Source organism: Sphingobacterium sp. 18053 (genome assembly GCF_902706145.1).
In the GTDB taxonomy this organism is placed as follows: domain Bacteria; phylum Bacteroidota; class Bacteroidia; order Sphingobacteriales; family Sphingobacteriaceae; genus Sphingobacterium; species Sphingobacterium paramultivorum.
This window is the reverse complement of record NZ_CACSJW010000015.1, coordinates 24,570-47,190: the sequence shown is the minus strand read 5'-3', so window position 1 is coordinate 47,190 and position 22,621 is coordinate 24,570. Positions and strand designations below refer to the sequence as shown.

Annotated in this window: 23 protein-coding genes; 7 read left to right on the top strand and 16 right to left on the bottom strand. The window is 36.7% G+C overall.

Translation table 11 applies throughout. The features are described from left to right. Positions 1–12: 12 nt before the first annotated feature. The 9 genes from GVK91_RS26475 to GVK91_RS26435 all read right to left on the bottom strand — a co-directional run bounded on the left by GVK91_RS26475 (position 13) and on the right by GVK91_RS26435 (position 9,827). Positions 13–798 (bottom strand): hypothetical protein, encoded by a 786-nt coding sequence (locus GVK91_RS26475; RefSeq protein ID WP_159732457.1) that lies wholly within the window; start codon positions 796–798, stop codon positions 13–15. A 454-nt stretch (positions 799–1,252) separates the two neighbouring features. Further along, positions 1,253–1,819 carry an RNA 2'-phosphotransferase gene (locus GVK91_RS26470; RefSeq protein WP_159732454.1) on the bottom strand — a complete coding sequence of 189 codons (567 nt, stop codon included), beginning with the start codon at positions 1,817–1,819 and terminating at the stop codon, positions 1,253–1,255. 10 nt (positions 1,820–1,829) lie between these two features. Beyond that, a complete protein-coding gene (locus GVK91_RS26465) occupies positions 1,830–2,909 on the bottom strand; it encodes a hypothetical protein (protein WP_159732450.1) in 1,080 nt (359 codons plus the stop codon). A gap of 481 nt (positions 2,910–3,390) precedes the next feature. Continuing rightward, entirely contained in the window at positions 3,391–5,967 is a 2,577-nt protein-coding gene (locus tag GVK91_RS26460; protein ID WP_159732447.1) for a carboxypeptidase-like regulatory domain-containing protein, read from the bottom strand. 96 nt (positions 5,968–6,063) lie between these two features. Then, positions 6,064–6,825 (bottom strand): GLPGLI family protein, encoded by a 762-nt coding sequence (locus tag GVK91_RS26455; protein WP_159732444.1) that lies wholly within the window; start codon positions 6,823–6,825, stop codon positions 6,064–6,066. Positions 6,826–6,908: 83 nt separating this feature from the next. After that, positions 6,909–7,172, bottom strand: coding sequence for a hypothetical protein (locus tag GVK91_RS26450; RefSeq protein ID WP_159732441.1), 264 nt, complete (start codon positions 7,170–7,172; stop codon positions 6,909–6,911). Between the two features lie 1,005 nt (positions 7,173–8,177). Continuing rightward, a complete protein-coding gene (locus GVK91_RS26445; RefSeq protein ID WP_159732438.1) occupies positions 8,178–8,702 on the bottom strand; it encodes a carboxypeptidase-like regulatory domain-containing protein in 525 nt (174 codons plus the stop codon). A gap of 3 nt (positions 8,703–8,705) precedes the next feature. Then, a complete protein-coding gene (locus tag GVK91_RS26440) occupies positions 8,706–9,464 on the bottom strand; it encodes a GLPGLI family protein (RefSeq protein ID WP_159732435.1) in 759 nt (252 codons plus the stop codon). A gap of 75 nt (positions 9,465–9,539) precedes the next feature. Beyond that, entirely contained in the window at positions 9,540–9,827 is a 288-nt protein-coding gene (locus tag GVK91_RS26435) for a hypothetical protein (protein WP_159732432.1), read from the bottom strand. A gap of 1,294 nt (positions 9,828–11,121) precedes the next feature. Between GVK91_RS26435 and GVK91_RS26430 the strand changes: the two genes are divergently transcribed. Together GVK91_RS26430 and GVK91_RS26425 are read left to right on the top strand one after the other, a co-directional pair. Then, the gene (locus GVK91_RS26430; protein WP_159732429.1) at positions 11,122–11,700 is read left to right on the top strand and encodes a zeta toxin family protein; all 579 of its coding nucleotides are present in this window, start codon (positions 11,122–11,124) and stop codon (positions 11,698–11,700) included. Beyond that, positions 11,690–11,872, top strand: a complete 183-nt coding sequence (locus GVK91_RS26425) for a hypothetical protein (RefSeq protein WP_028069684.1) — start codon at positions 11,690–11,692, stop codon at positions 11,870–11,872. Before GVK91_RS26430 ends, GVK91_RS26425 begins: the two co-directional genes overlap by 11 nt. A gap of 255 nt (positions 11,873–12,127) precedes the next feature. Here GVK91_RS26425 and GVK91_RS26420 read toward each other — a convergent pair whose 3' ends face one another. The 5 genes from GVK91_RS26420 to GVK91_RS26400 form a co-directional block, all read right to left on the bottom strand. Continuing rightward, entirely contained in the window at positions 12,128–12,487 is a 360-nt protein-coding gene (locus tag GVK91_RS26420) for an SHOCT domain-containing protein (RefSeq protein WP_159732426.1), read from the bottom strand. 24 nt (positions 12,488–12,511) lie between these two features. Next, positions 12,512–12,919, bottom strand: a complete 408-nt coding sequence (locus tag GVK91_RS26415; RefSeq protein ID WP_159732423.1) for a hypothetical protein — start codon at positions 12,917–12,919, stop codon at positions 12,512–12,514. A gap of 94 nt (positions 12,920–13,013) precedes the next feature. Further along, a complete protein-coding gene (locus GVK91_RS26410) occupies positions 13,014–13,382 on the bottom strand; it encodes a DUF4240 domain-containing protein (RefSeq protein ID WP_159732420.1) in 369 nt (122 codons plus the stop codon). 72 nt (positions 13,383–13,454) lie between these two features. Beyond that, a complete protein-coding gene (locus tag GVK91_RS26405) occupies positions 13,455–14,111 on the bottom strand; it encodes a toxin-antitoxin system YwqK family antitoxin (protein WP_159732417.1) in 657 nt (218 codons plus the stop codon). Positions 14,112–14,185: 74 nt separating this feature from the next. Next, positions 14,186–15,181 (bottom strand): hypothetical protein, encoded by a 996-nt coding sequence (locus tag GVK91_RS26400; RefSeq protein ID WP_159732414.1) that lies wholly within the window; start codon positions 15,179–15,181, stop codon positions 14,186–14,188. A 276-nt stretch (positions 15,182–15,457) separates the two neighbouring features. On the opposite strand from GVK91_RS26400, the gene GVK91_RS26395 reads away from it, so the two are divergent. The 3 genes from GVK91_RS26395 (at position 15,458) to GVK91_RS26385 (ending at position 17,666) form a co-directional block, all read left to right on the top strand. After that, positions 15,458–15,631 (top strand): hypothetical protein, encoded by a 174-nt coding sequence (locus GVK91_RS26395; protein WP_159732411.1) that lies wholly within the window; start codon positions 15,458–15,460, stop codon positions 15,629–15,631. 253 nt (positions 15,632–15,884) lie between these two features. Next, positions 15,885–16,856 (top strand): aldo/keto reductase, encoded by a 972-nt coding sequence (locus GVK91_RS26390; protein ID WP_159732408.1) that lies wholly within the window; start codon positions 15,885–15,887, stop codon positions 16,854–16,856. After that, the gene (locus tag GVK91_RS26385) at positions 16,857–17,666 is read left to right on the top strand and encodes an AraC family transcriptional regulator (protein ID WP_159732405.1); all 810 of its coding nucleotides are present in this window, start codon (positions 16,857–16,859) and stop codon (positions 17,664–17,666) included. Positions 17,667–17,800: 134 nt separating this feature from the next. Here the strand turns inward: GVK91_RS26385 and GVK91_RS26380 are convergent, their stop codons facing one another. Continuing rightward, positions 17,801–19,030: an alpha/beta hydrolase-fold protein gene (locus GVK91_RS26380; protein ID WP_235033001.1), complete on the bottom strand. Its 1,230-nt coding sequence runs from the start codon at positions 19,028–19,030 to the stop codon at positions 17,801–17,803. A 227-nt stretch (positions 19,031–19,257) separates the two neighbouring features. On the opposite strand from GVK91_RS26380, the gene GVK91_RS26375 reads away from it, so the two are divergent. Both GVK91_RS26375 and GVK91_RS26370 read left to right on the top strand, forming a co-directional pair. Next, on the top strand, positions 19,258–19,836 hold the full coding sequence (locus GVK91_RS26375; RefSeq protein WP_159732399.1) for a hypothetical protein: 579 nt from the start codon (positions 19,258–19,260) through the stop codon (positions 19,834–19,836). A gap of 276 nt (positions 19,837–20,112) precedes the next feature. Next, complete coding sequence (locus tag GVK91_RS26370) at positions 20,113–20,469, top strand: NINE protein (RefSeq protein ID WP_159732396.1); 357 nt, start codon at positions 20,113–20,115, stop codon at positions 20,467–20,469. 74 nt (positions 20,470–20,543) lie between these two features. On the opposite strand, the gene GVK91_RS26365 is transcribed toward GVK91_RS26370, so the two are convergent. Continuing rightward, complete coding sequence (locus GVK91_RS26365; RefSeq protein ID WP_159732393.1) at positions 20,544–22,577, bottom strand: right-handed parallel beta-helix repeat-containing protein; 2,034 nt, start codon at positions 22,575–22,577, stop codon at positions 20,544–20,546. Positions 22,578–22,621: the final 44 nt, after the last annotated feature.

Sequence of the window (22,621 nt, the reverse complement as noted above, 5' to 3'; positions counted from 1 at the left end):
GCTCATTTTTTATTATCCTGGGAATCTAGTATTTAGGACAAGTCGGCCTGGACTCTTTTTGATATGCTCAAAATCTTCTATTTTTTTACAGTTATTAAAAATAATCCTTTCGATGTGCTCACATTCGTTTACTCCCTTGACAGATTGTAAATTTCTGCCGTAGCTTATTTCAAGCTTTTTAAGATTTTTGAGCTTCTCGATACCTTCCAAACTTTGCACATTGGTATGATGGATCAATATTTCTTCCACATTAGAAAAAGCATCCACGATCGACTCAATAGACCTACTTGTAGGGTTGAAATACCATAATGTAATATGCTTTACAGAACTACTCTGATTTTCGAATTTAATGCTCTTATTAAAACCCAAAATATGGATTTCCTCTAGCATACTATATTTGTTTAAGTCGATGGTTCCCTTTGTCGATTTCCCATTGCAAAAGAGTTGTCGTACCTCCTGTACATTCTTAGGAAGCTCAACATCCAATAAGGATTCTGAAAAGATAATTTTTTGAAACTGAAAATGCTGTAATTGTTCAAACAATAGATTATTAAGAGCCTTATCCTTATAACGATCTATTGTCAATGATTTTAAATTTCTCTTATCGAAGGGTAACCCTCCATCATACAATTCAGCAAAATGCTCGTTATAGCCAGGAGGATCCTCACGTCGCAGATACTTTTCAAATTCGTGCCAGTTTTCTGGTTTATAACGCTCCACGATAGCCATCACATCTTCTAACCTACTGATTGATAAATACTCTTCTCCTTTAAATTGACAAAGAAATAACTGGTGCATCTTTTACTATTGTGTTGGCTCTAAACTTACCAAATTTCCATTGAAATAAATATGATGGCTTAAATATTTCCGACATTGTTTTCTCTTGTAGAACAACCACCAAATGCTATCGACTTTTATAAAAAGAACGGCTTTGAACGAGCGGTCAAACAGAGCCTATGTGGATCTATAAAGGTAATGATCACTGAGAGAAGGTTAAGATAGCCTGCCCAAATTCAGGCATTTGTAAAGACTGAAATGCAGGTTTATATCAATGCACAGAAAACTTATTGACAGATTGTACTCCGTGCTCAACATCTGGAAATATTTTTTTTAAAAACCAAACAGGATTCGATCCTCCCAGACTCAAGGTTTTTTTATTCCTTTTATATCCTTTTTCATCGAATATCGTCCTTTATCCACTTTAATTCCCCACGTTGGATCATCGCTATATACTTTTGCATGTGATCATCGATCAATAAGAAATTGTCTTCAAGGTGGTAATTTGTTTTAAGTATTTTATCGGCACATCCTCTGTAAGCCAAACCCCATTGTCTGAAATAAAAAACCGAAAATTGTCATTGTACATTTGTTCTGCAAGCACTTTGAAAACAAATGGTTTTCCGTGTCTTTGGCCAACTTTCATTGCAGTTTCAATGTCGCTACTTAAATGAACATGTTGTCTATTTCGTTTTTCAAGTCCTGTATTTAAAATGGATTGGACTGATTTTTCACTTGTTCCGTGGTATAAAATTTCTGGTGGTTTTTGATTTGTGTAGCCTAACTCAATTTCTACTGAATGTCCTTGACTAGCTCTTATCCTATCAAGTGTATCATTAAATGCAAATCTCTTTTTAGAGTTTGTTGCTACAATGTGACTAAGCGTTTCTCTGTCTAACTTTATACCGTGGTTGTTTACTTTTTCAATTAAGTTATTTACATCAGTCCAACCATTTTGGTCAAGTTGAATACCGATTGTTTCAGGTTGGTGTCGTAATACCAAACTTAAAAACTTGCTTATATTTATTTCGCTCTTACTCATAATTCTACTATTAAGAACCTAAAAGTTTCTGCCACCACGTCCGCGCCGCTTTTGGCAAGCTGCTGTTATGTGCAGTAATTTTTTTCTCTTTCATTATTTCTGTCACGTCCTGAATTAAACCGTCCACCATTGGTGAAAAATTTCTGTACTTTTTATGTTGAACTTTTATAATATGATATGAATTCTTAGCTATATCATCTGATGAGCTGTTTGTTTTAATAATTATTCTGCAAAGTTGTTCAATACAATCTCTTATAATATTGTGGTTATCTGTTCCTTTTATTTCGCTCTCAAGGATTTCAAGAGCTTTATTATTCTCACCAGTCTCAACATATAACGCTGCCAATTTTAGATTGTAGATGTCGGTTGGAAAATCTTTATCATTTTTTTTGATTGTCAATTTATAAGCTTCTATCTCTGAAACCTTGTCGTCTGCATATTTGGCGTATGTCCTATATAAACCTAGTTCTTCATATGTCCAAGCTCTTTCTTGATTGATCCATTCAGGTAGTTTCGTCAAAAATAGCTCCCGTTCATTTGTCGAATAGAGAAAATACAGTTCGTCCTGAATTGGTGATTTGTAACATCTGAAATAGGACATCTTCATTTCTTTCCAATCGTCAATTTCTACCTGCGAATAGATACAATTTTCTTCCGCTTCTCCAATATACTTTAACAGTTCAGTTTTATTTGGGTTGTCCGCTGTTTTTAAATATTGGTAAGTTTCTTTAACTCCTGCCGAAACCAAATATTCGCCATCAAAACCAATTCCGCTGTCAAAATCAATATTTTTAGCATCAAGAAACAACCAAACGGTTTCAGGTGAATTGAAAAGTGTCAGAATGAAAGCACAGAAATATAAATTATCAACATCACCAACTTTTCCATATTTTCGCCATTCCTTTTCTTCTGCGAAAAGATACTTTACAATTCCATAGTCTGTCTGTTTAAGATCATTGTAAATTGCAATATTTAGTCTTAATCGGTCAAAATGTTTTGAATCTATGGCGTCTTTGTCAAAGCGATAATTGCCCAAAAGTTTTGGGTTCTGTCGGACTAAGTCAAGTTCAGTTTTATATTTTTCTATCATTGTCAAACTGTCTTGGGATTATTACACATACCTTTCAAATATACGCAATTCACCAAATTAGAAAATAAATTCAATGGAAAATACTGGAAGAGCGTGCTAAATTTATACAGCAATCCAAAAACTTGTTTTTAATAGTAGATGCAAATTGATACTTTTAAAGTGATAAAACTGATTGCAAATAACCAACAATATCGACAAATTTTTTAACGCGTATTTGACCAGGGGAATAGATTCCGTTTACACGGAAGATACTCCAAGAGACATTATAGCATCCGAAGTAAACGAAGATGACTGGTATGAAAGGAAACTTATCCCAAGGACAATGACCTCTGGGGATTACAAAAGAGTAGCGACACAATTTTGTGTTACTTTACTATTCTGAATTAATATGTTTATGGCTATTAACTTTCAAGATTATTATAAACTTTAAGGGTGAGGTGTTCGTTTGGAAGTCGGAATGGTTACAGGAAACCGTAAGATATTATAGGCTATACGATAAACCCAATAGAAAAATACGGGGCATCGTATAGATAATTTTATCGGAACTGATGTACTCTGTCAGTACCGCAGTGCGGTAGCTTGTATTTTTTAACACGTTTAGCCCTTGAATATAAAAACTGAATGGAGATTTCACTTTCTGGTAACGCAATTCAAAATTTCCATTTATAGTAGTAGGATCAGCACTGCTATCACCCAGCCCTGTCTTCAAGATACTCCAGTCTGTCTTAAATACAAGATTCTTCAGCTGATATTTCCCGATAATGCTCCATTTATTGAGCGCGACCTTTTGATTATCCGCCAAACTCTTCTGCCAGCTATCGGTCTTAGTCCAGGCTAATTTTACATCAGCAAGCTTTGGTATAAACCATCTTAAGGAAAGGTCTGTCGAAACCGTATTCTGTCGTAGATAAATCTCGCTGTTATCGATTCCTTGTGCTAACCTCATATGGATATAGGACAGATATACACCCGGTTCAAACCTACCATATCGTATGCTATACCCCCCGATATTGGTGAAATTGAGATCAGGTCGATCAAACAACTGCACTGTCTTCAACTGCTCGTAGGAAGAAGTCAAAAGACTGCTCCCTTTGATCTTATCTTTCAAAGTCAATGCACTGTTAAAATGGATTACCCGAAAGTCTGTAAGTCTAAAATTGTTATAGGTAAAAGTAAGTTTATGGAATGTCTGTCCCTCCAGCAGGATATTTCCCCGAGACAAACTATTGTAACCTGTGATCCAATAAGACGGATTAAGGTCCATTGCTGTCGCAAAAGTATAACCTCTTCGGTAATTAAGGCGAAATCCATCCAATGCACTTTTCCCATATTTTAGATCCACCTCCGGTTGTAGAAACCAGTGCCCATGACGATTATCGTTTGTTGGAGTCTGGTTGATTAAATATAAGTAATACTGCTTTACAGAAAATAATATTTTTAACTTATCAAAGTCTAACCGATAGCTCCCACCCACATAATTGCTGCTGTTTCGATAATATTGTCCGTGATCAAATAAGTGAGCACCGGTTGTATCCTGGGCTCCAACTGACTGCCCATTCTGCCGTAATAATTCATTTTGGGAGTTGACTTCCAGATGAATTTGCTGGTTCTGATTGATGACCCAATAGTATTTATAAGACCCATTGAAAAGATGCTTCTTCCGCTCCACAGGTCTCACTATACTATAGTTCGACAAAGAATCAAAACGTATAAAACCACGCAGAAAAAGGCTGTCCGAAGAAAGGGAAAAATTGTCTCTCTCTGAAGTATACTGATGCTGGAAAGCAAATGAGCTATAACTTCGCAAAGAATGCTTCCAACTACCTTCCAGGTATTGTTTCAGAACAACAGAATGTCCATCCTGGATTTGTATACTATTGTTGTCTACTCCAAATCTGTCAATGACATTGTTCGTCTGTACCTCCTGCTTGGGCATTGTCCAGAATGTACCCAGATTGTAATCCAAGCTAAAATAGGGACTTGGCTTAAAATTGCTCGAAATATTGAAAGACGCCTGTCTATTGACCTGCGAAGAACGCATATTGGTTTGTTCTATATACCGAAGGTCGGGAAAAGAATAATGATTAGTGCCTTCTAACATGGTGCCCAGTCTGTTTTCGGAATATACGCCATAGAGATTTACGCTCAATTTCTTCTTTAGCCCCTTTTGAAAACCGTTGAATGCAGCGAATTTATTGATGTTTTTTATCACATTTCGATTGTCACGATTGTAACCCGTCAGACCATCCTTAGGAACTGAATTAGAAAAATATTGCAACTCGGCACCCTGAACCCGGTCAATATCTTCCTTGGATACCGGTGAAGTACCGATATTATTGATATCCCCAATAAAAGACATGGTTTTTGACGGTGAATAATAAAATAGGGCGGCGTGTTCCTTGTAGGATTTTTCGCTTCCCAATGAAGATTCAAGATCTCCAAAGATGAAATTCTTCTTATTCTCTTTCAGCTTGACGTTCATGGCAAGCTGATCATTTACCTGCACGTTTTTCAGCAGGTCGTTTTGGGAAAATCTACTGATCATCTCAACCTTGTCCACTGCATTTGCGGGAATATTCTCGATAGCGAGCTTACTGCCGCCACCAAAAAAGCGCTCATTTTCCACCAATGTTACATTGACCTGCTTCCCCTGAAAACGCACTTTTCCATCTTCGATAGAAAAGCCAGGCATCTTTTCAATAAGATCCTGTAATTTTCGGTCTGTACTGTCCCTGAAATAATCGGCAGAAAAACGGATGGTATCTTTGGCAATTTCAACTGCACGGTATTGGTAGTTGATCTTTACTTCATCAAGTCTCTGGACAGATTTTAATAATTTGTATTTGAATTTTTGTTCTGCCGATCGAATATCGACGGTATCAACAACTTTCTGATAACCTAATCTGGAGATTGAGAGCTCAATTTTTCCTGTGTTCGAAAATTCGAGCTGAAAATGCCCCTGCTGATCAGTTTTCTGAAATACGGGAGCACCTCCGGAAGAAGGAATACGCTTGATCACGATACTTGCGTTCTCCAACGGTCTGTCGCTGTCATCCACAACAAGGCCTTTAAATAGCAAGCTTTGTTGCGCTAATGTAGTTGGGGTAACAACAAATAAAAGAATATATAACAGTATAAATCTTAACGTCACAAGCTATTGATAAGGAACATTTAATTCTTTAGCCAGTTTATATAACCTTTCTCGCCATTGTTCTTTTGTCAGGATTTCTTTATCTGGCAATGGAGCAATGTCAGCCTTTCCTGTTAAGTTAATGTCAGTTAGTCCGTAGACAATACCATCATATTGAAACTCAAATATCAACCCAGGTAGGTCACGTGCGAAGACAGGGCCAAAGGGTACTGGAATTTCAGGACAAAACCAGGCAATAACAGGTGTTTTTCTAATTTTGTATTCGCCGCCCTCCCTATAGCTTATTACTTTATCTCCTTTTGCTTTATAGCAGGTAAACTCACCTATTTTTTTCGTTTCCTCACTGATTTTCCAGTCAAAATTATTATGGGTCTTCAATATAAGTCCTTTTTTGTCCATACCTTTTCTAATATCCCTATCAAAACTGTAAAAATACGAAGCATCATGCCAGCTCGTATCTTTATAACCGACTAACCCTTCGGTTATTTTAATATCTTCATTCGAAACTTTTTCAAGTTCAATGGTCTTTACCCGGTTAAACATAGATTTTGTGGTTGTAAATTCCAGCTTAAAACGCATCATTGCAGCCATCTTTGGAACAAAGGGATATGCGTTGAGCACCCATAGACCTTCAGGGCCATTATTAATACTATCAGTACTCCTTAATACAGCATAATGAGCATGGCCCGCAACTTCCTGTGCGTTGGACTTGACCTTCATAATGAAGATCAATATAAAAAGAAGAAAGATGTGTTTTAGTTTCATTTTATAAATTTTGAATATGGTTGAGTAAATACCCAACCATATTTATTACTTAAATAACCGACATAGTTCTTAGACTATGAATTTTATTGTTGTGTAGAGTGAGTACCTTCAAAACATTTTTGCATTTCAATTTCTAAGATACGGTCAAGAACATCATCTGGGTAATGTCCTTGCATCTGTTCGCCGCGAATTACGACTCCTAAAAGACATGGGACAGGACTGTCCTGTTCAACCATCGCCTCCATTTGCGCAACCGGAACTTCTTCAGCAATGGTTGATGCTTGAACTTGGCTCGCCCCAAAGATAACACCACCTAGTAGCATTACCTTTAAAATACTTTTTTTCATAATTTTTATTTAATATATTATCGAATATATTTATAAAAATTACATTTATAATATGGTTTTTTGAAATTTACACAAATGTGTAGTAAACAAAAAATTGTCTGAATTAATTAATGTCACCTGAATACTATTATTTACACTTGCGTCCTAAACGATAAAAAAGTGGCGGTGTTTTGATATAGCAAAGTTGCTATATTTAAATTGCTAAATTTTATACGCTGTCATGGTAAATTTAAACGTTTCTAGTCAGATTTTATCCCTTATCGACCGCGAATTATTCAAGGATTTGGTGGCTAAACATAAGAGCATGAGAGCCTGCGTGCCGGTAGTTACAGCTTTACCAAGGGAAGCGTGGTGGTAGTGGACCGTGGCTATGTGGATTACAGCTGGCTTGGGGATTTGGACAGCGCTAGCTGTTACTTCGTTACCAGGAGTAAAATTAATATGAAGTACAACGTTATCAAGTCCTAGAGCGATGTCCTTAAAGAAAAAGGCATCCTTAAGGATGAGATCATTGAGCTTTCCGGTGCTGCCCGCAATAAATACAATTCCAAACCGTTACGCCTGGTCCACTTTTGGGATAGCACCACTGGCAATGAGTACCATTTTTTGACCAATAATACTAAATGGAAGGCTTCTTTGGCGGCAAATAACTACAAACAACGCCGGCATATCGAAGTCTTCTTCAAGCATCTAAAGTAGCACTGTTAATTCGCAAAGCATAAACTTTACTTACTTTAGGCATAAGCCTCAGTTCATGGATCTGTTTAGATATTTTACCAGTTGACAAAATATTTTTGAAATTGGGGAGATATAAATATACTTGCACAACGCTATTTAAACTCAAAATACCTTATGTTTTAAGGTACAATAGCGGCTCCAGTAACACGAAAGACTGGAACACATTGTAGATTGCTTTTTTTCATTAATTTAACGATGTTTACAACAGCTCTGTCTTTAAAAAAAGGTAGCAGTTCCCTTTGTTGTGAATTGCTTTCATTCTTTGATTTAACGATAATTGACCTGCTTCCCCTGAAAGCGCACTTTTCCATCTTCGATGGAAAAGCCAGGCATCTTTTCAATAAGATCCTGTAATTTTCGGTCGGTACTGTCCCTAAAATAATCGGCAGAAAAACGGATCGTATCTTTGGCAATTTCAACTGCAAGGTATTGGTAGTCGATCTTTACTTCTTCAAGTCTCTTGATAGATTTTAATAATTTGTATTTGAATTTTTGTTCTGCCGATCGAATATCGACGGTATCAACAACTTTCTGATAGCCTAACCTGGAGATCGTAAGTTCAATTTTTCCTGTGTTCGAAAATTCGAGCTGAAAATGTCCCTGCTGATCAGTTTTCTGAAATACGGGAGCACCTCCGGAAGAAGGAATACGCTTGATCACGATACTTGCGTACTCCAACGGTTTGTCGCTGTCATCCACAACAAGGCCTTTAAATAGCAAGCTTTGTTGCGCCAGTAAACTATTGGTCAGCAGGCATAGGAGAATAAATAACAGTATAAATCTTAACTTCACGCGCTATTGATAGGGAATATTTAATTCTTTGGCTTTTTCATATAATCTGGTTCGCCACTCTTCTTTAGTAATAATTTCTTTATTCGGTAATGGTGCAATCTCAGGTTTACTTGCCAAATTCAATTCCTTCAATCCATAAAGAGTTCCACCTTCTTGAAATTCGAAGATCAATCCTGGAAGATTCCGTGTGTATATAGGACCAAAGGATACCGGAATATCAGGACAAAACCAAGCTATAACGAGCCTTTTCTTTATCTTAGTAACTCCTTCCTCGATATAACTTGTTTCCCTATTTCCCGTTGCTTTATAACAGGTGAACTCTCCTATCTGCTTTGTTTCAGTACTGATCTTCCAGTCAAAATTATTATTTGTCTTTAACATTAGTCCTTTTTTATCCAGCGGATTTTTCATATCTCGATCGAAAAGATAGCAATAGTCGTTATCCTGCCATGTAGAATCCCTATATCCTATTAAAGTCTCAGTACTCCTTACATCTGCCTTGGCCAACTTGTCAATTTCTTTACTTTTGACTCTGGTAAATAAGGACCTGCTTGCTGTAAATTCAAGTTTAAAAGTCATCATGGAAGCGATTTTCGGGACAAAAGAATGGGTGCTCAATATCCAAAGCTCCTCTGGCGTGTTAAGTGAACTATCGGCGCTTTTTATAACTGAATAATATGCGTAGCCAGAAGTTCCCTGACCTTGGCTTTTTAAAATAAAAAATAATAAAAAAAAAGGAAGTAGAGTTCTGTATAATCTCATTCTTAAAATTATTAATTTGGCTGGATAAATCCAGCCATATTTATGAAATATAAATTTACCAAATTAATAATGACATTATGTCTGCGGCAATGAAGAGTGTGTACCATCTGCACACTTTTCCATTTCAATCTGCAAAATGTCATCCAATACATCTTGTGGATACGCCCCAACCATCTGATTCCGTCGAATTAGTACTTGTATAACGCAAATTACCCTCGGATCTTGAGCTTCAAGCAGCGCATTTTCTTGTTTGGTAGAGGTTTCTTCAATCAATACATTTTCATGTTTGATAGGAGTTTCATCAGCGATGGTTGATGCTTGAACTTGGCTCGCTCCAAAGATAACACCACCTAGTAGCATCATCTTTAAAATACTTTTTTTAATAATTTATATTTAATATAATATCGAATATGTTAAATATAAATTATGACTATAAGATGATTTTTTGAGATTTACACAAATGTGTAGTAAATAAAAGATCATCTGAATTAATTAATGTCACCTGAATACTATTATTTACATATCTATCACATAACACGCTGGCTGCTATTGGATCATTATAGCGTGAAATCTCCCTCCTTTCTATGAATTGGTCATGGTTACTATCATAGCATGCTACTTTTCAATCGGGCAAGGTTAATACCCAAACCTAATATACATTATTTATGCTGAATTAATATGTTTACAGATATTAACTTTCAAGATTATTACAAACTGTAAGACTAAGGTACAGGTTTGAAAGTAGGGCTGGTTACGGGAAACCGGAGCTGATTTATTCGACCGTGTTAATAAGACAATGAAATAAACAAAAAGGCCTTCCTCGTTAACCGTCGAGGGAGGCCATGTTGGCTAGATGTACGCTGCAAACTATGAGGAATACCATAAAGAATTAGAAAGCTTATTAGCTTTAAGAAGTAAGACAGCAAGTGTTATAGATGCATTGGAATCAATAATCTTATCCGTAAACTGAATATTCCGACAAAATTGATGAGGACCCACAAAAGTACACCAAAAGCATAAGGACAATGAATTCAAAGATTGGATATCCTGGCTGATTATTGGAGGAGCGGGCCTTTTTGGCTTTGTAGATTTGATATATTGAGTAGAACACTATTGTATATTCTCTTAAGGTTTCATTTTCCAATATATAAAATTATAAATTTAAATAACGTCCCTCCGATACTAAGAATACTATTGTTGATTATAATACTACAGTACAGCAATTACCAGACAGCCTAATGGATGACGGCCTACTTTATTTGAAATAATGGGAATGGCTTTGGCCCTTTTGTAATATTTCAGTTCATATGGATCAGCGGGAAGGGCTTTGAGATATTCTCGTTCAATACTCTGGAAGAGTTCGATACGGCTCGATTCTTAAGAACAAAAGTCCGCAATATTTTACTTTCGCGGCATTGACCTACGACAGTTTTGACAAGCCGAGAACTTCAAACATTAATGATATCGAATTCTTTGGAATAGGAAATAGAAAGTGTGACTACTTCAACTTTGTGCCACTTTCCCTTTTGAAGAGAATAAATAAGCGCCAAATAATCTTACAAGGTAATTAAATACACAAGTACCAACCGAAATAACGAATTTAAAATAAGAAATTAAAATTCGATCAATTTTCCCTATTTTGACAAAAAAACCGCATATGCCAAATATCTACATTATCTCTGGGTGCAATGGAGCCGGAAAAACAACCGCTAGCTACACTGTGTTACCTGAGATATTAGATTGCAGAGAGTTTGTAAATGCCGACAATATAGCAGCAGGTATTTCTCCTTTCAATCCACAAAGCGTAGCTGTATCAGCTGGTCGAATTATGTTGGAGCGTATCGCGGAGTTAATGAAGACTAGAGCTGATTTTGCATTTGAAACAACGCTTTCCACTAGAAGCTATAAAAATTTAGTAATCGAAGCTCAAAAAATGGACTATTCAGTAACTGTACTCTATTTTTGGCTCGACTCACCTGCACTAGCCATACAACGTGTAAAGAAAAGAGTAGAAAACGGCGGACACAATATTCCTTCTGATGTAATAGAAAGACGATATCATCGTGGTTTAGAAAATTTGTTTAACATTTATATTCCAATATGTGATCGCTGGTTGGTTTTTGATAACATGGATTTAATTCCCGAAATTATTGCTCAGGGTGATAAATTTGGAGAATTCGTTTCAAATAGCGAAATTTGGTCAATACTAAAATCCAAATACCACAATGAACGATAAGGTAAATATTGAAAATATCAATCTTGCTGAACGAATTCGTTTAGGAGTACAAAAGGCTTTACGAAAATTAGCCGAAGAAAGTGCAGCAAAGGGTGAGAGTTTGGTGGTAAAAGTTGATGGCAAAATACAAGAAGTACCTGCAAAAGAACTACTTATGAATTTACCGAAATAGTTTCTTCTGTAAACTATTTAACTAGCCCCCTGGCTATACTCAAAAAAATATTTAGTTCCTTAACACGTATATTTATTACCGGGAGTTTCTTTGCTGTCTCTTGATTAAAATAGCCTCACCACTGCATATAAATTTCAGATATATCATACAAAGTGGTTTCATGCATCACAGTTTTTAAGTAGACCATCTTTTCGCTGGCAAAAATTCCAGTCGGGCTGATCACCACCTTAACTTCGCCTGCAGGTACGTCGCAATCTAAAGCGTTATCCCGTCCCTGTGGTAAATCGATAAGTTTCCTTTGTCCCCTACCCTTATCATCAATCTTCCAGAAATGCCAGAGGTGGAAGAACAATAAAGTGATAACACAGTCTTCTTTTGTGGTAGGGTGCTTTTTAAGTTTTCCTTCTCAATTTCAAATTCCTCCCTGGTAATCAAGTCTGAATCGAGCAAACTCTTAAGTTTATATAATTCATCAGTAAAAGACTTATCAATTGCTTTTAAAAGCCCATGAGTTTGTTTTTTCGCATTGGATAGCAATTCTGTTTCAAATTTAACCTGATCGTCTGATTTAGACACCAGTGTGAATATGAGTCCAATAACAGGAGATAGAAACATTCGACTCAGATTTAAGTGGCAGAGCTATTTGATACGTTTAAATACCCGATGAACTTTTAGCGAATCTTGAGATCCGATTCGGTTTCCCTTTTCGTCCCAAAGGACTGGTGTTGCTCGCAAATGAAGCTTCTTATTGATTATTTCCAGTTCAACCTCATCATTCTCATTTTGGATGGCAGGAATTATTAGGAGCTTTCCGTTTACATTTGCTTTAACAGTTTTTGCAGGAGCCATCCCCGAGCCGTCATCGGTAAAAAGTGCATAGTCCGTCCCCGGTTCAAAATGTATCTTGACGGTATTTGTCTCATACTTTACGCTGTACTGCCAGATACCTTCAAATGCTGTTTTTACCGTTAGAGGAATAGTTGTACTTTGTGCATAAGAACTTTGTGCAGCAATTACTATGAATATGATTGTAAATAGCCTTTTCATACTTTGTGCCATTAATTTTTTTAGCTAACGTTTTACATGCTGAATACTATTCCGCTCCGACCCTATCCAATTTGTTGTTCTATACGTCAGAGTTTTAATAAATACCTGTCGACTCTCCATATTTTTCTACACAAACTTCGTCGGCTATGCCATAAAGAATTTGATCTGTAAATTCGTTAACACTATAGGGTATTTTTTCCGGATTTTTAATAACCGACAAATATAAATCTAGGCCATTACTAACTATCCAATTCGCAATATCTTCCACTCCATCTTCGGATTCTTCCATATAATCAGTATATGGTTTATCCTGCAATTCAACTGAAGCATCCACAAAGGTTTCCTGAAATCTGATAATTTCTTCTTTTTTAAAAGCACTAAGAATTTCTTTTAGCTTTTCTCTATTACAGTCTGCCTTTTTTATTATTGACCAAAACCATTCCAATGTTTGAATATGATCCATATCTATTGTTCTTTTTACGATATCCTTATAGCACACAATTTGCAGAAAATCCAAATTGTGTGGTTTATACTTTTAATTTTTAATAACCTTTTCTAAATTTCCATTTTCGTCATAGACTTTCCATTCTCCTTTTTTTCTTCCATTTTCATAGTTTCCTGTTTCCCGTAATTGTCCATTGTCGTGATAAAGCTTCCATAACCCTGAATTTTTATCATTTTTAAAGTTTGATACTTGCCGTATTTTTCCTTCTTCAGTATAGCGTTTCCATTCTCCAGTTTTTTCACCATTTTCGTAATGACCAATTTCTGCTAGCTGTCCATTTACATGGTATTGTTTCCATTCACCAAACTCCTTGCCATTTTCATAGTATACAATATCTTGCAATTGACCATTATAATAATATCTTTTCCACTCTCCTTTCCTAGTTCCATTTTTATAATTTCCGATTATTTTTAATTGTCCATTCACATCATATTCTTTAAATTCGCCTTGCGGTAGGTCGTTTTCATAGCTTAAACTTTTCCAAAGCTGTCCATTGTCAAAATACAAGTTCGATTCTCCCGTCACTTTTCCATTTTTATCTAATTTTTCCTTCAATCGAATTTCCCCATTATCATGGTAAGTAATTACCTCTCTTGAATTTGAATTATCCTTTTTAAATTTTTGTTCCTGTCCACTACAGAATGTGAAGAGAGATAAAATTACTGGCATTACTAAGAATTGTTTCATTTTGTGTATAGTCTTATCATTTAGGGATTATCAATATATTCTATATCAGAATAATTATTTGCTGGATACCTATCTTAATATACTTGAAGCTCCTTGCTATTTTTTGGGCGATAGAGATATAGCTGAATGTAAGTTGTAGTATCAACTCCTTTATCTTTTCGCTTAAAGCCTCCCCACAATGCTGATTTTTCATTGTTAATTTTCTCTAAACACACCAGTTTTCCGTTAGCATAGAAAATCATCTTGTATTTTTCAATGGGTTTCAGATCAAAAAACTCTAAATCCTCATCTGTTCGGAATTGATATTCTTTGTCCCAGTTGTTTTTTATTTCTTCGGAAGAAAGATACATTTGCTGGGCTAGTCTTTTTTCTTTTTCATAAACAACATTCGCCAAATCATCTTTCGTACCTTTCATATATATACCTCTTATCTCATTGTATTTTGCAACAACTTCTATTTCTAACGCTTGTAACTGGTCTTTATCCTTAGCAAAAAGAACTTCGGCATTATCTAAAATGTTTATTTTGTAGGGAACTTCGGCGTCAAAAGTAAAACTGTCTTCAAAAAAATTCTGTCCGTCAAATGTTGAAACTTCTTTACCTTCCTCTATTTTTTGTGGAGTGGTGTAAGTAGTCACTTCTTCCTCATCACTCCAACTACCATCTTTACCTATGAAGGATTTTTTGATTAGGATCTGAACTCCAGAGTTTTTCATCAATGATGAATGCATTGACTTTGTATTTTGATTAAATCCTGGAGAGAGACGAATGGTGATTTTTTGCGGGCCTTTTTGTGTGATGTCCCAATTCAAAGGGAAGTACGAGCCCGATAAACTTCCTCCTGAATTATCTTTGTATTTGATAACGGGAACATCGTTGATAAGAATTTCGAACGAGCAGTTACTCGTGGATATATTTGCGCCATAATGCGGTTCTTTATCGAAGTGCTTTATTTCGGTTTCGATAGCATAGATATCTTTTGCTGATTTTGTGCTTTTATTCTGGCCATTACAGCTAACAGATAGTAGTATAAGATTTATAAATAAAAATATTCCCTTAAATTTCATCATACGTGTAATTTATTTATTTGGCTGCGAAAATCAGTAGGCCAATTATCGTAATTGAACTGTGCTTCTTTGCGATATACTGTTCATCATTTTGCTTATACTATTTGTTTTAGATGAATAGATTTTTGAATAAATTTAAAGCTTTAATGCTTAGGTGATTTCTATAATTACAATTCGTTGGATGTGCTTTATTATTCGCTGCGGTTGAGTCAAAAAAAAGTAGGTCCTTTTGCAAACCTACCATAATTTGGTTCTGATCTTAAGACAAATATTGGAAATATGGTATTCACAATTTGTACGGAACAACACTATCAGGATCGAAAAATTCCATCTCCGGAAAATGCACCATCTTATCGCGAATCACTTACACTTGAAATTCGAAAAGAAATATTTAAGGTGATTATCCAGGCAGAGGGAAAGTCGATACAAATGGCCGAAAAAAGTATCCATTGACGAGCTTTAGTAATGCGAAGAAGAATGATACTTATCAACATCAGCTAGCAAAAAAGTTCAAGGCCGAGATCCAAAGAAAATTTGATCAATTTGTTGAGCGGAGATCTTGATTAACGTTGGCCGTCCGGATTCGAAAACCAATGACCATTCAATTCACGAATAGATGAACCATACAGACAAGTAAATTGAACCGTAGAAGAAAGCAATATGGTTATTAAATCAAGACCTTTGTATAATAAATTTAATCAATCAAATGTCAGAAATTACTAAAATTCAATTGGGGCAAAACGGCCCCACGGTTTCAAAGCTTAGTCTGGGATGTATGCGGATGTCATCAATATGGGGTGGCCCAACTCCCGACGAAACCGAAAGCATTGCAACCATCCATCAAGCTTTGGACAGTGGGATAAACTTCCTGAATACGGGAGATTTTTATGGTGCAGGTCACAACGAAATGCTTATTGGCAAAGCCATTAAGGGAAGACGGGATGATGCTTTCATCAGTGTCAAATTCGGTGCTATTTTCCACAACGGTCAATGGATCGGCTTGGATCTCCGTCCTGTAGCGATCAAGAATTTTGTCAACTATTCGTTGACCCGTCTGGGCATTGAAACTATCGACTTATATCAACCCTGTAGAATGGATAGCAGTGTGCCAATAGAAGACATCATCGGAACGATTGCAGACCTAGTAGCTGAAGGAAAAGTACGTCATATAGGCGTATCGGAAATAACCGCCTATCAGCTCCGTAAAGCCAACAGCGTTTATCCCATCAGTGCACTAGAAATCGGTTATTCTTTGGCTGACCGTCAGATCGAAAATGAGCTATTGCCTGCGGCTAAAGAATTAGGGATTGGTGTCGTGGCATTTGCCAACACGGCCGAAGGACTGTTAACCGGTAACCTACAAGCGCCAATTCCTGCGGATGACCATCGAAATCACTTTTCCCGTTTTCAGGGTAATAACCTGATCCATAATCTTGAAAAAGTGAAAGTATTAAAAGAAATTGCTCAGCGTAACAATGTCAGCCCTACACAACTTGCGATTGCGTGGGTAAAAGAACAAGGCGACAATATCATGCCATTGGTGAGTATGAGCCGCAGATCAAGACTACCCGAAAATATCGATGCGATGGAAATTGTAATTAGCCCAGAGGAGATGAATATTTTAAACACTACATTTGCAATCGGTGCTATTAAAGGTGGTACTTACTTACAAAGATAAATGGAAAGTCCAGCAGAAATACTTCCCGGCGTGATATTCTATTCCTACCTTTCTTCCCTAAAGAAAGAGAAAGCATGCGTATGGAACCACCATACCTTGGTATTACAGGTCTCGGGCCAGATGGTTCTGGAAACAGCTGAGCAGCATGTAAACATATCTGCCGGGGAAGTATTGCTAATTCACAAGAATCAGCTGGGAACCTTGACTAAAACCCCCGGGCCAAGTGGCCACTATGAAACTATCGTAATATCACTGCAAGAAGATCTGATGCGTCAAATAGCACTAGAAGAAAAGATGGAAGCCCAGGGTAAATACACCGGCCTTCCGAACATATGCCTCCCCAATAATGCGTTTATCAAAGGTTATTTCCAGTCGGTCGTTCCCTACGCACGAAGCGCTGGTCATGAAATGACTGACGAGATGGGACTTTTAAAGGTGAAAGAGGGAATCAAGTTGATACTGATAGCTGTTCCGGCACTGCGTAACTTTTTGTTTGATTTCGCAGCGCCTTATAAGATGGATCTAGAAAAATTTATGCTGAGCAATTTTCATTTCAATGTCCCTATTGAAAAGTTTGCACAACTCACCGGAAGAAGCCTTTCAGGATATAAAAGAGATTTTCAGAAAACCTTCGGGATGCCGCCACGTAAGTGGTTACAGGATAAAAGGCTGAATGAAGCACGGCATTTAATTGAAAGAAAAAACAAAAAACCATCAGCTATCTATCTCGATCTTGGTTTCGAGACCCTGTCCCATTTTTCTTCCGCCTTTAAGAAGAAATTTGGCAAAGCGCCGACTGTAGGTGGATAGTATTCCCAATCTTTTAATTGAATTATTAACTGCTACTTTTCAATCGGGAAATGTTAATACTTAAGCCCAATATACACTATATATTGCGGGCGAAGTGGTACAAAATGCTGGTTTCGCTTTCCGATGTCCAGCATTTAGTTTCTCTGTTTTATTTTGTTATTTAATTCTTCAAGTTTAGTTTTTGCGATATTATTAGTTGGAGAAAGTGTCAAGATTTTTTCATAACACTTTTTTGCTTTATCCATATATCCCCTGACTGTGTAGGCCTCGGCTAAGCTATCCCATACATTGATTGATTGCGGATAATTTTCCGTATTCAGCTCAAAAATAGAAATTGCTATATCAGGTAGTTGCCTATCATAAAGGGCAACATATCCAATTGTATTTACAAAACTTTGGTCCGGTTTAGTATCAAAGAAAAGTTCCTTTTTTATTTTTGCACTGTAATTTACCAATATATTGGGGTCTTTTGTTACTTCATTTATATCAATATTATATGGCTCGAAGAGATATCGAAGGCCATAATATGTAGCAGGAATTGTTACTGTTAAATGCTTTTCGTCTTCAAAATATCTAAAGTCTACCTTCAGATCTGGAGATTTATTCTCTTTCAGTAATTTATAAAATTGATTTCCCCATTGATAATGCCTCTTATCCTCCTGCATATTATTGGCTAATGCAATGTATATCCTAGCTTTTAGGTCGACTCGATTCGCCAAAACTTCTTTACTTCTTTTCCCAATATAATTATGATCCCAAAACCAAGAGGGGTCGATAAGTAAGTAATAACTAAACAGCTGCGGATTTTCTAACAGGCAATGTAACGCAAATAGTCCACCCAATGAGTGGCCGATAATCATGCTTTGTGGAAGGGTTCTGAAAGAATTATTGATTTCTACCATTAATTCATCCTCCATAAAACGCATGAAATCATCCGCTTTTCCGCTACTTTTAAATGCAGTAATATCTTCTCTATCCAAATAATTCAATGAATTTGTAGGAGTAAAATTCTTCGTTCTATCGGTATTTTCTATTGATACAATAATAAGTTCAGGTATTTGCAGCTTAAGATTTGCATCTGAATGCATCGATTGTGCAATCCCCGACACTTCTAAAAATTTACTTCTGTCCCCATCTAAAACATAGGCAACGATGTATTTTTTGTCGACATTGTTTTTATAGGAAGCCGGTAAATAAACAGAATAATTTCTGCTTTCATTAAGTATTTTAGAGTTTATCGTGTAGCGCTGTCCAACCACTAAAAAATTGTCAAGTGATTGCGCAAAAGAATTGCTAAGGCTAAAAATAAAAAAACAGATTATTGTGGTTATAGTTCGGCTCGTCAGTATATTGCTGGAAGTCATCCGTATTGTTGCCATTAAAAAGGATTAAATAGATCTTATAAATACAAGTAAGCTTTAAATTTATGTAAAAATTTTAGATTTATAATATCTTCATGCATGATTTTAGGGAAAGAACGCAGCATTCTGTTTGTTCTAAACCTTATCATATTGAAATTCGTTTTTTTATTGCATATTAGCCATCGAAAATTGGACCATTTGAATTGGTACACCAATAGAACAAATTGAATATGGAAAGGCCATATAGCGATATTGCAACCCATTACGAAACTCCAACGGGGTATTCCATTATTGTCCCGGCAAAAAAGCATTTACCTATTATCATTATTTTTAGTTTATGGCTGGTTGGTTGGATACAATCAATTATTTTTTTTGCCCCGACACTTGAAAACTTTTCCGATAACACTGGCGGTTTAAGCTTCGAGGGAATATTTTTTATAGTTTGGTTGATGCTCTCGATGGCAGCGGGCTTATTTGTAATGAAAACGTTGATGTGGTACCTCATTGGAAAAGAAATTATTACAATAGATCGCGAGCAAATAAGTATTGCCAGAAAAAACGATATTCTATTCAGGCATAAGATTTATGATCTACAAGAAGCGAAGAAATTTCATGTTGAGGAAGAACATTTTGAGTTTGTTTTTTGGAACCAGGGGAATAGTTTAGGTATTTTTAGAAACAGAGGCACTATTCGATTTGAATATGGTTTTAAAACCATAAAATTTGCAAATGATATGGATCAAGCTGAGGCAAACCATATCTTGGAATCATTACGTGCGTCGGGCTATCTGACCACCACTAATTTTTGATTAAATTTTTTATGAATACGGAAAGCACCTTCGATTTAAAAAAATTCATACCACATGTGTCCTAAATAAATTTTAGGAGTCGGTTTCTGTGTTACAACCATAGATTTTTTGTTCATTTGAATTTTGCCCCCCAAGTAACGATTAAAATAGCCTTACATACAATTTAAGGCCAAGATATCGGTTGAATAGAGGATTAGTTACGGGAAACCGTAAGAATGCCTAACAGGCAATCCGTAGGTTTGAAAAGACAATACAAACCGCATTAATCAATAACATATGAAAGATAAAACAACCGCAGCTTTAATGGCATTTTTCCTTGGAGGATTTGGTGCACATAGATTTTACCTCGGGCAAACCGGATTAGGTGTCCTTTACCTCCTTTTTTGCTGGACGCTTATACCCGCATTTATCGCTTTGATTGATTTTATCGTTTTTCTCTCCATGAATAAAGAGAGTTTTGATATGAAATATAACCGTGTATATTTTTCACAGCCCATTATTCATAATTATGTACCCACTTCACCCATTCCCCAAAAGGATGCTGCGACTGAAATAGAGCGATTACATGGATTGATGGAAAAAGGAGTGATTACAAAAGCAGAATTTGAGGATGCAAAACGTAAGCTGCTATAAAGGTATAAAATAGATCGAAAAGTCTCCCTTAACGGTCGTTAAGGGAGACCGAAGCAATAAGCCTTTCAAAAAAATTATGCCTGTTGGCCACTCGCTCTATCAGCAACCAATTTGGCATTCAGCGAACCGCGTACCTCACTAGTCAGACTGCGAAGCTCATTGTATTTTCCGATCAATGTATTTAGGTCAGTGACAATTTTTGGTAGTGTATCCGCTACCGAATCTGTAACTGCATTTGGCAAAGGGCTTGCTGAACCTCCTACTGCTGCCGACTTTTTCACTAAGCCTGGAACAGTATTATTGGCCTCTAATATAATATTCTGATCCAGCACCTTTACTGCTGCCCCAACCTCATTGGAAACGCGCTGGGCAAACTGTCCGATCAGCATGTTATTTTTAATATAGGTTTCAGACAGCGACAAGGATGCACGAATACCGATCGACAATGCATTCGCTGTCTGTAATATGGTATTATCCTCAACGACGATATTGGCACTGGCAGTAACTCCCGTAACATAAATACAGGGACCATTCGCCTTACCAGAGGTGTTGAAATTGTTAATGACATTCCCTTTGATAATACAATTGGACAACATGCCACTATTGGAAAAGAAGCCCATGCTCAAGTTGGTACTATTATTATTGTAAATAAACAAATCGCTGCAATTACTATAATTGTACGCCATCACCGAAGTTCCTATTTGCTTATTGATCGTGTTGGAATAAACTTTAATCTTGGAGCTATTGCCAGCGGATACCATGGCATGCATTAGGGTATCAACAGTATTTGCATGCACGGTTAGCCCCTTTACTTCTGTTTGGCATAGCACAAAGTGGAACGATCGCCAGGAGAAGTTAGAGCCAACCACAACATCAAAGACAGTATCGAGTTTAATCGAAGTGATGTCAAGATTGGTTTTAAATGTATTGCTGCTTATATCGATCACCTTTGCAGAACCGTAACAATAGATAAATGCTGTAATCTGAGGTACTCCATCAAATTCATAAAATAACTGATTATTTTTAATGGAGATATTCTTGGTAATCATATCATCCTTAAGCCTTTCTGCATTCACCTTGATTAGAGCGCTTACTGTGGCAGATTTTTGTTTAGTTACCTGAATGGTATTATTGTAAAAATTAACATTCTCGATCATCGTATTTGTCCGCATGCAATTGCTTTCGAAATCATGCCCGACATTATTCAGGAAAGTATTATCATAAATATTGACGTTCAAAACGCTATTATTTTTATTCGGCTCAATGTCTATTCCATCCATGGGGAATTTGCCATTAATCACTCCAGTATTGCTGATTCTCGACTTTGAAATACTGATGTTGCTTCCTTTCGTTACCGTAATACCCTGACGTCCATTATTGTCCACGATTACATGATCTACAGAAATATTAATGCTCCCCCCGTCGGCAGTTTCTGCACCGCCTATACATATGCCATCGCCACAACAATTTTCAATCGTGATATCCTGAATGCTGATATCGCTACAGCCATCGACAATATTTATACCGTGCCCCCACTCACTCGAAGTTTCAATATGTGTTGCATTATCGCCGGTTATACGCCCCCTACCAAACACACCGCTATCGACGACCTCCGAAAATAATATAATTGCATACCGGTCATTGTTATTGGTTCGAATAGCGATCGTCGCATTGAGCTCCAAATAAACATGTGACTTCATCAATATACCTGGTCCATAATAGCTCGCTGGCAAACTTAAAAGCACATCTTGGCTGACTTCAACTATTTTTACGTTATTGTTTTGCGCATACACAATGGCACGGTTGATTCTTTCAAGACAATCGACAACGCCACCTATGGCACCAAAATAACTCACATCAACCCGATCACAAAATTCATGGATAAGCCCGATTCCACTAACTACAATTAGACTGCCACCATCGTCTGCCCCAGGCCCCGGAGTAGCCGCAGCCAGATAGTACTTGATCGGTGCTGGGGTATCCCCTTTTTCGTAATAGCCTAATAGCTCCACTCCTTCGTAGGTACCGTTTTGCAATGCTGTGATTTCAATGGCTGATATGCCTTGCATAGCTGCCATAGTTTCCTTAACTAAAAATTGATTTGCCATATTTCTTTGATTTAAATGATATAGGCAAAAGTATGTTTGCTGCC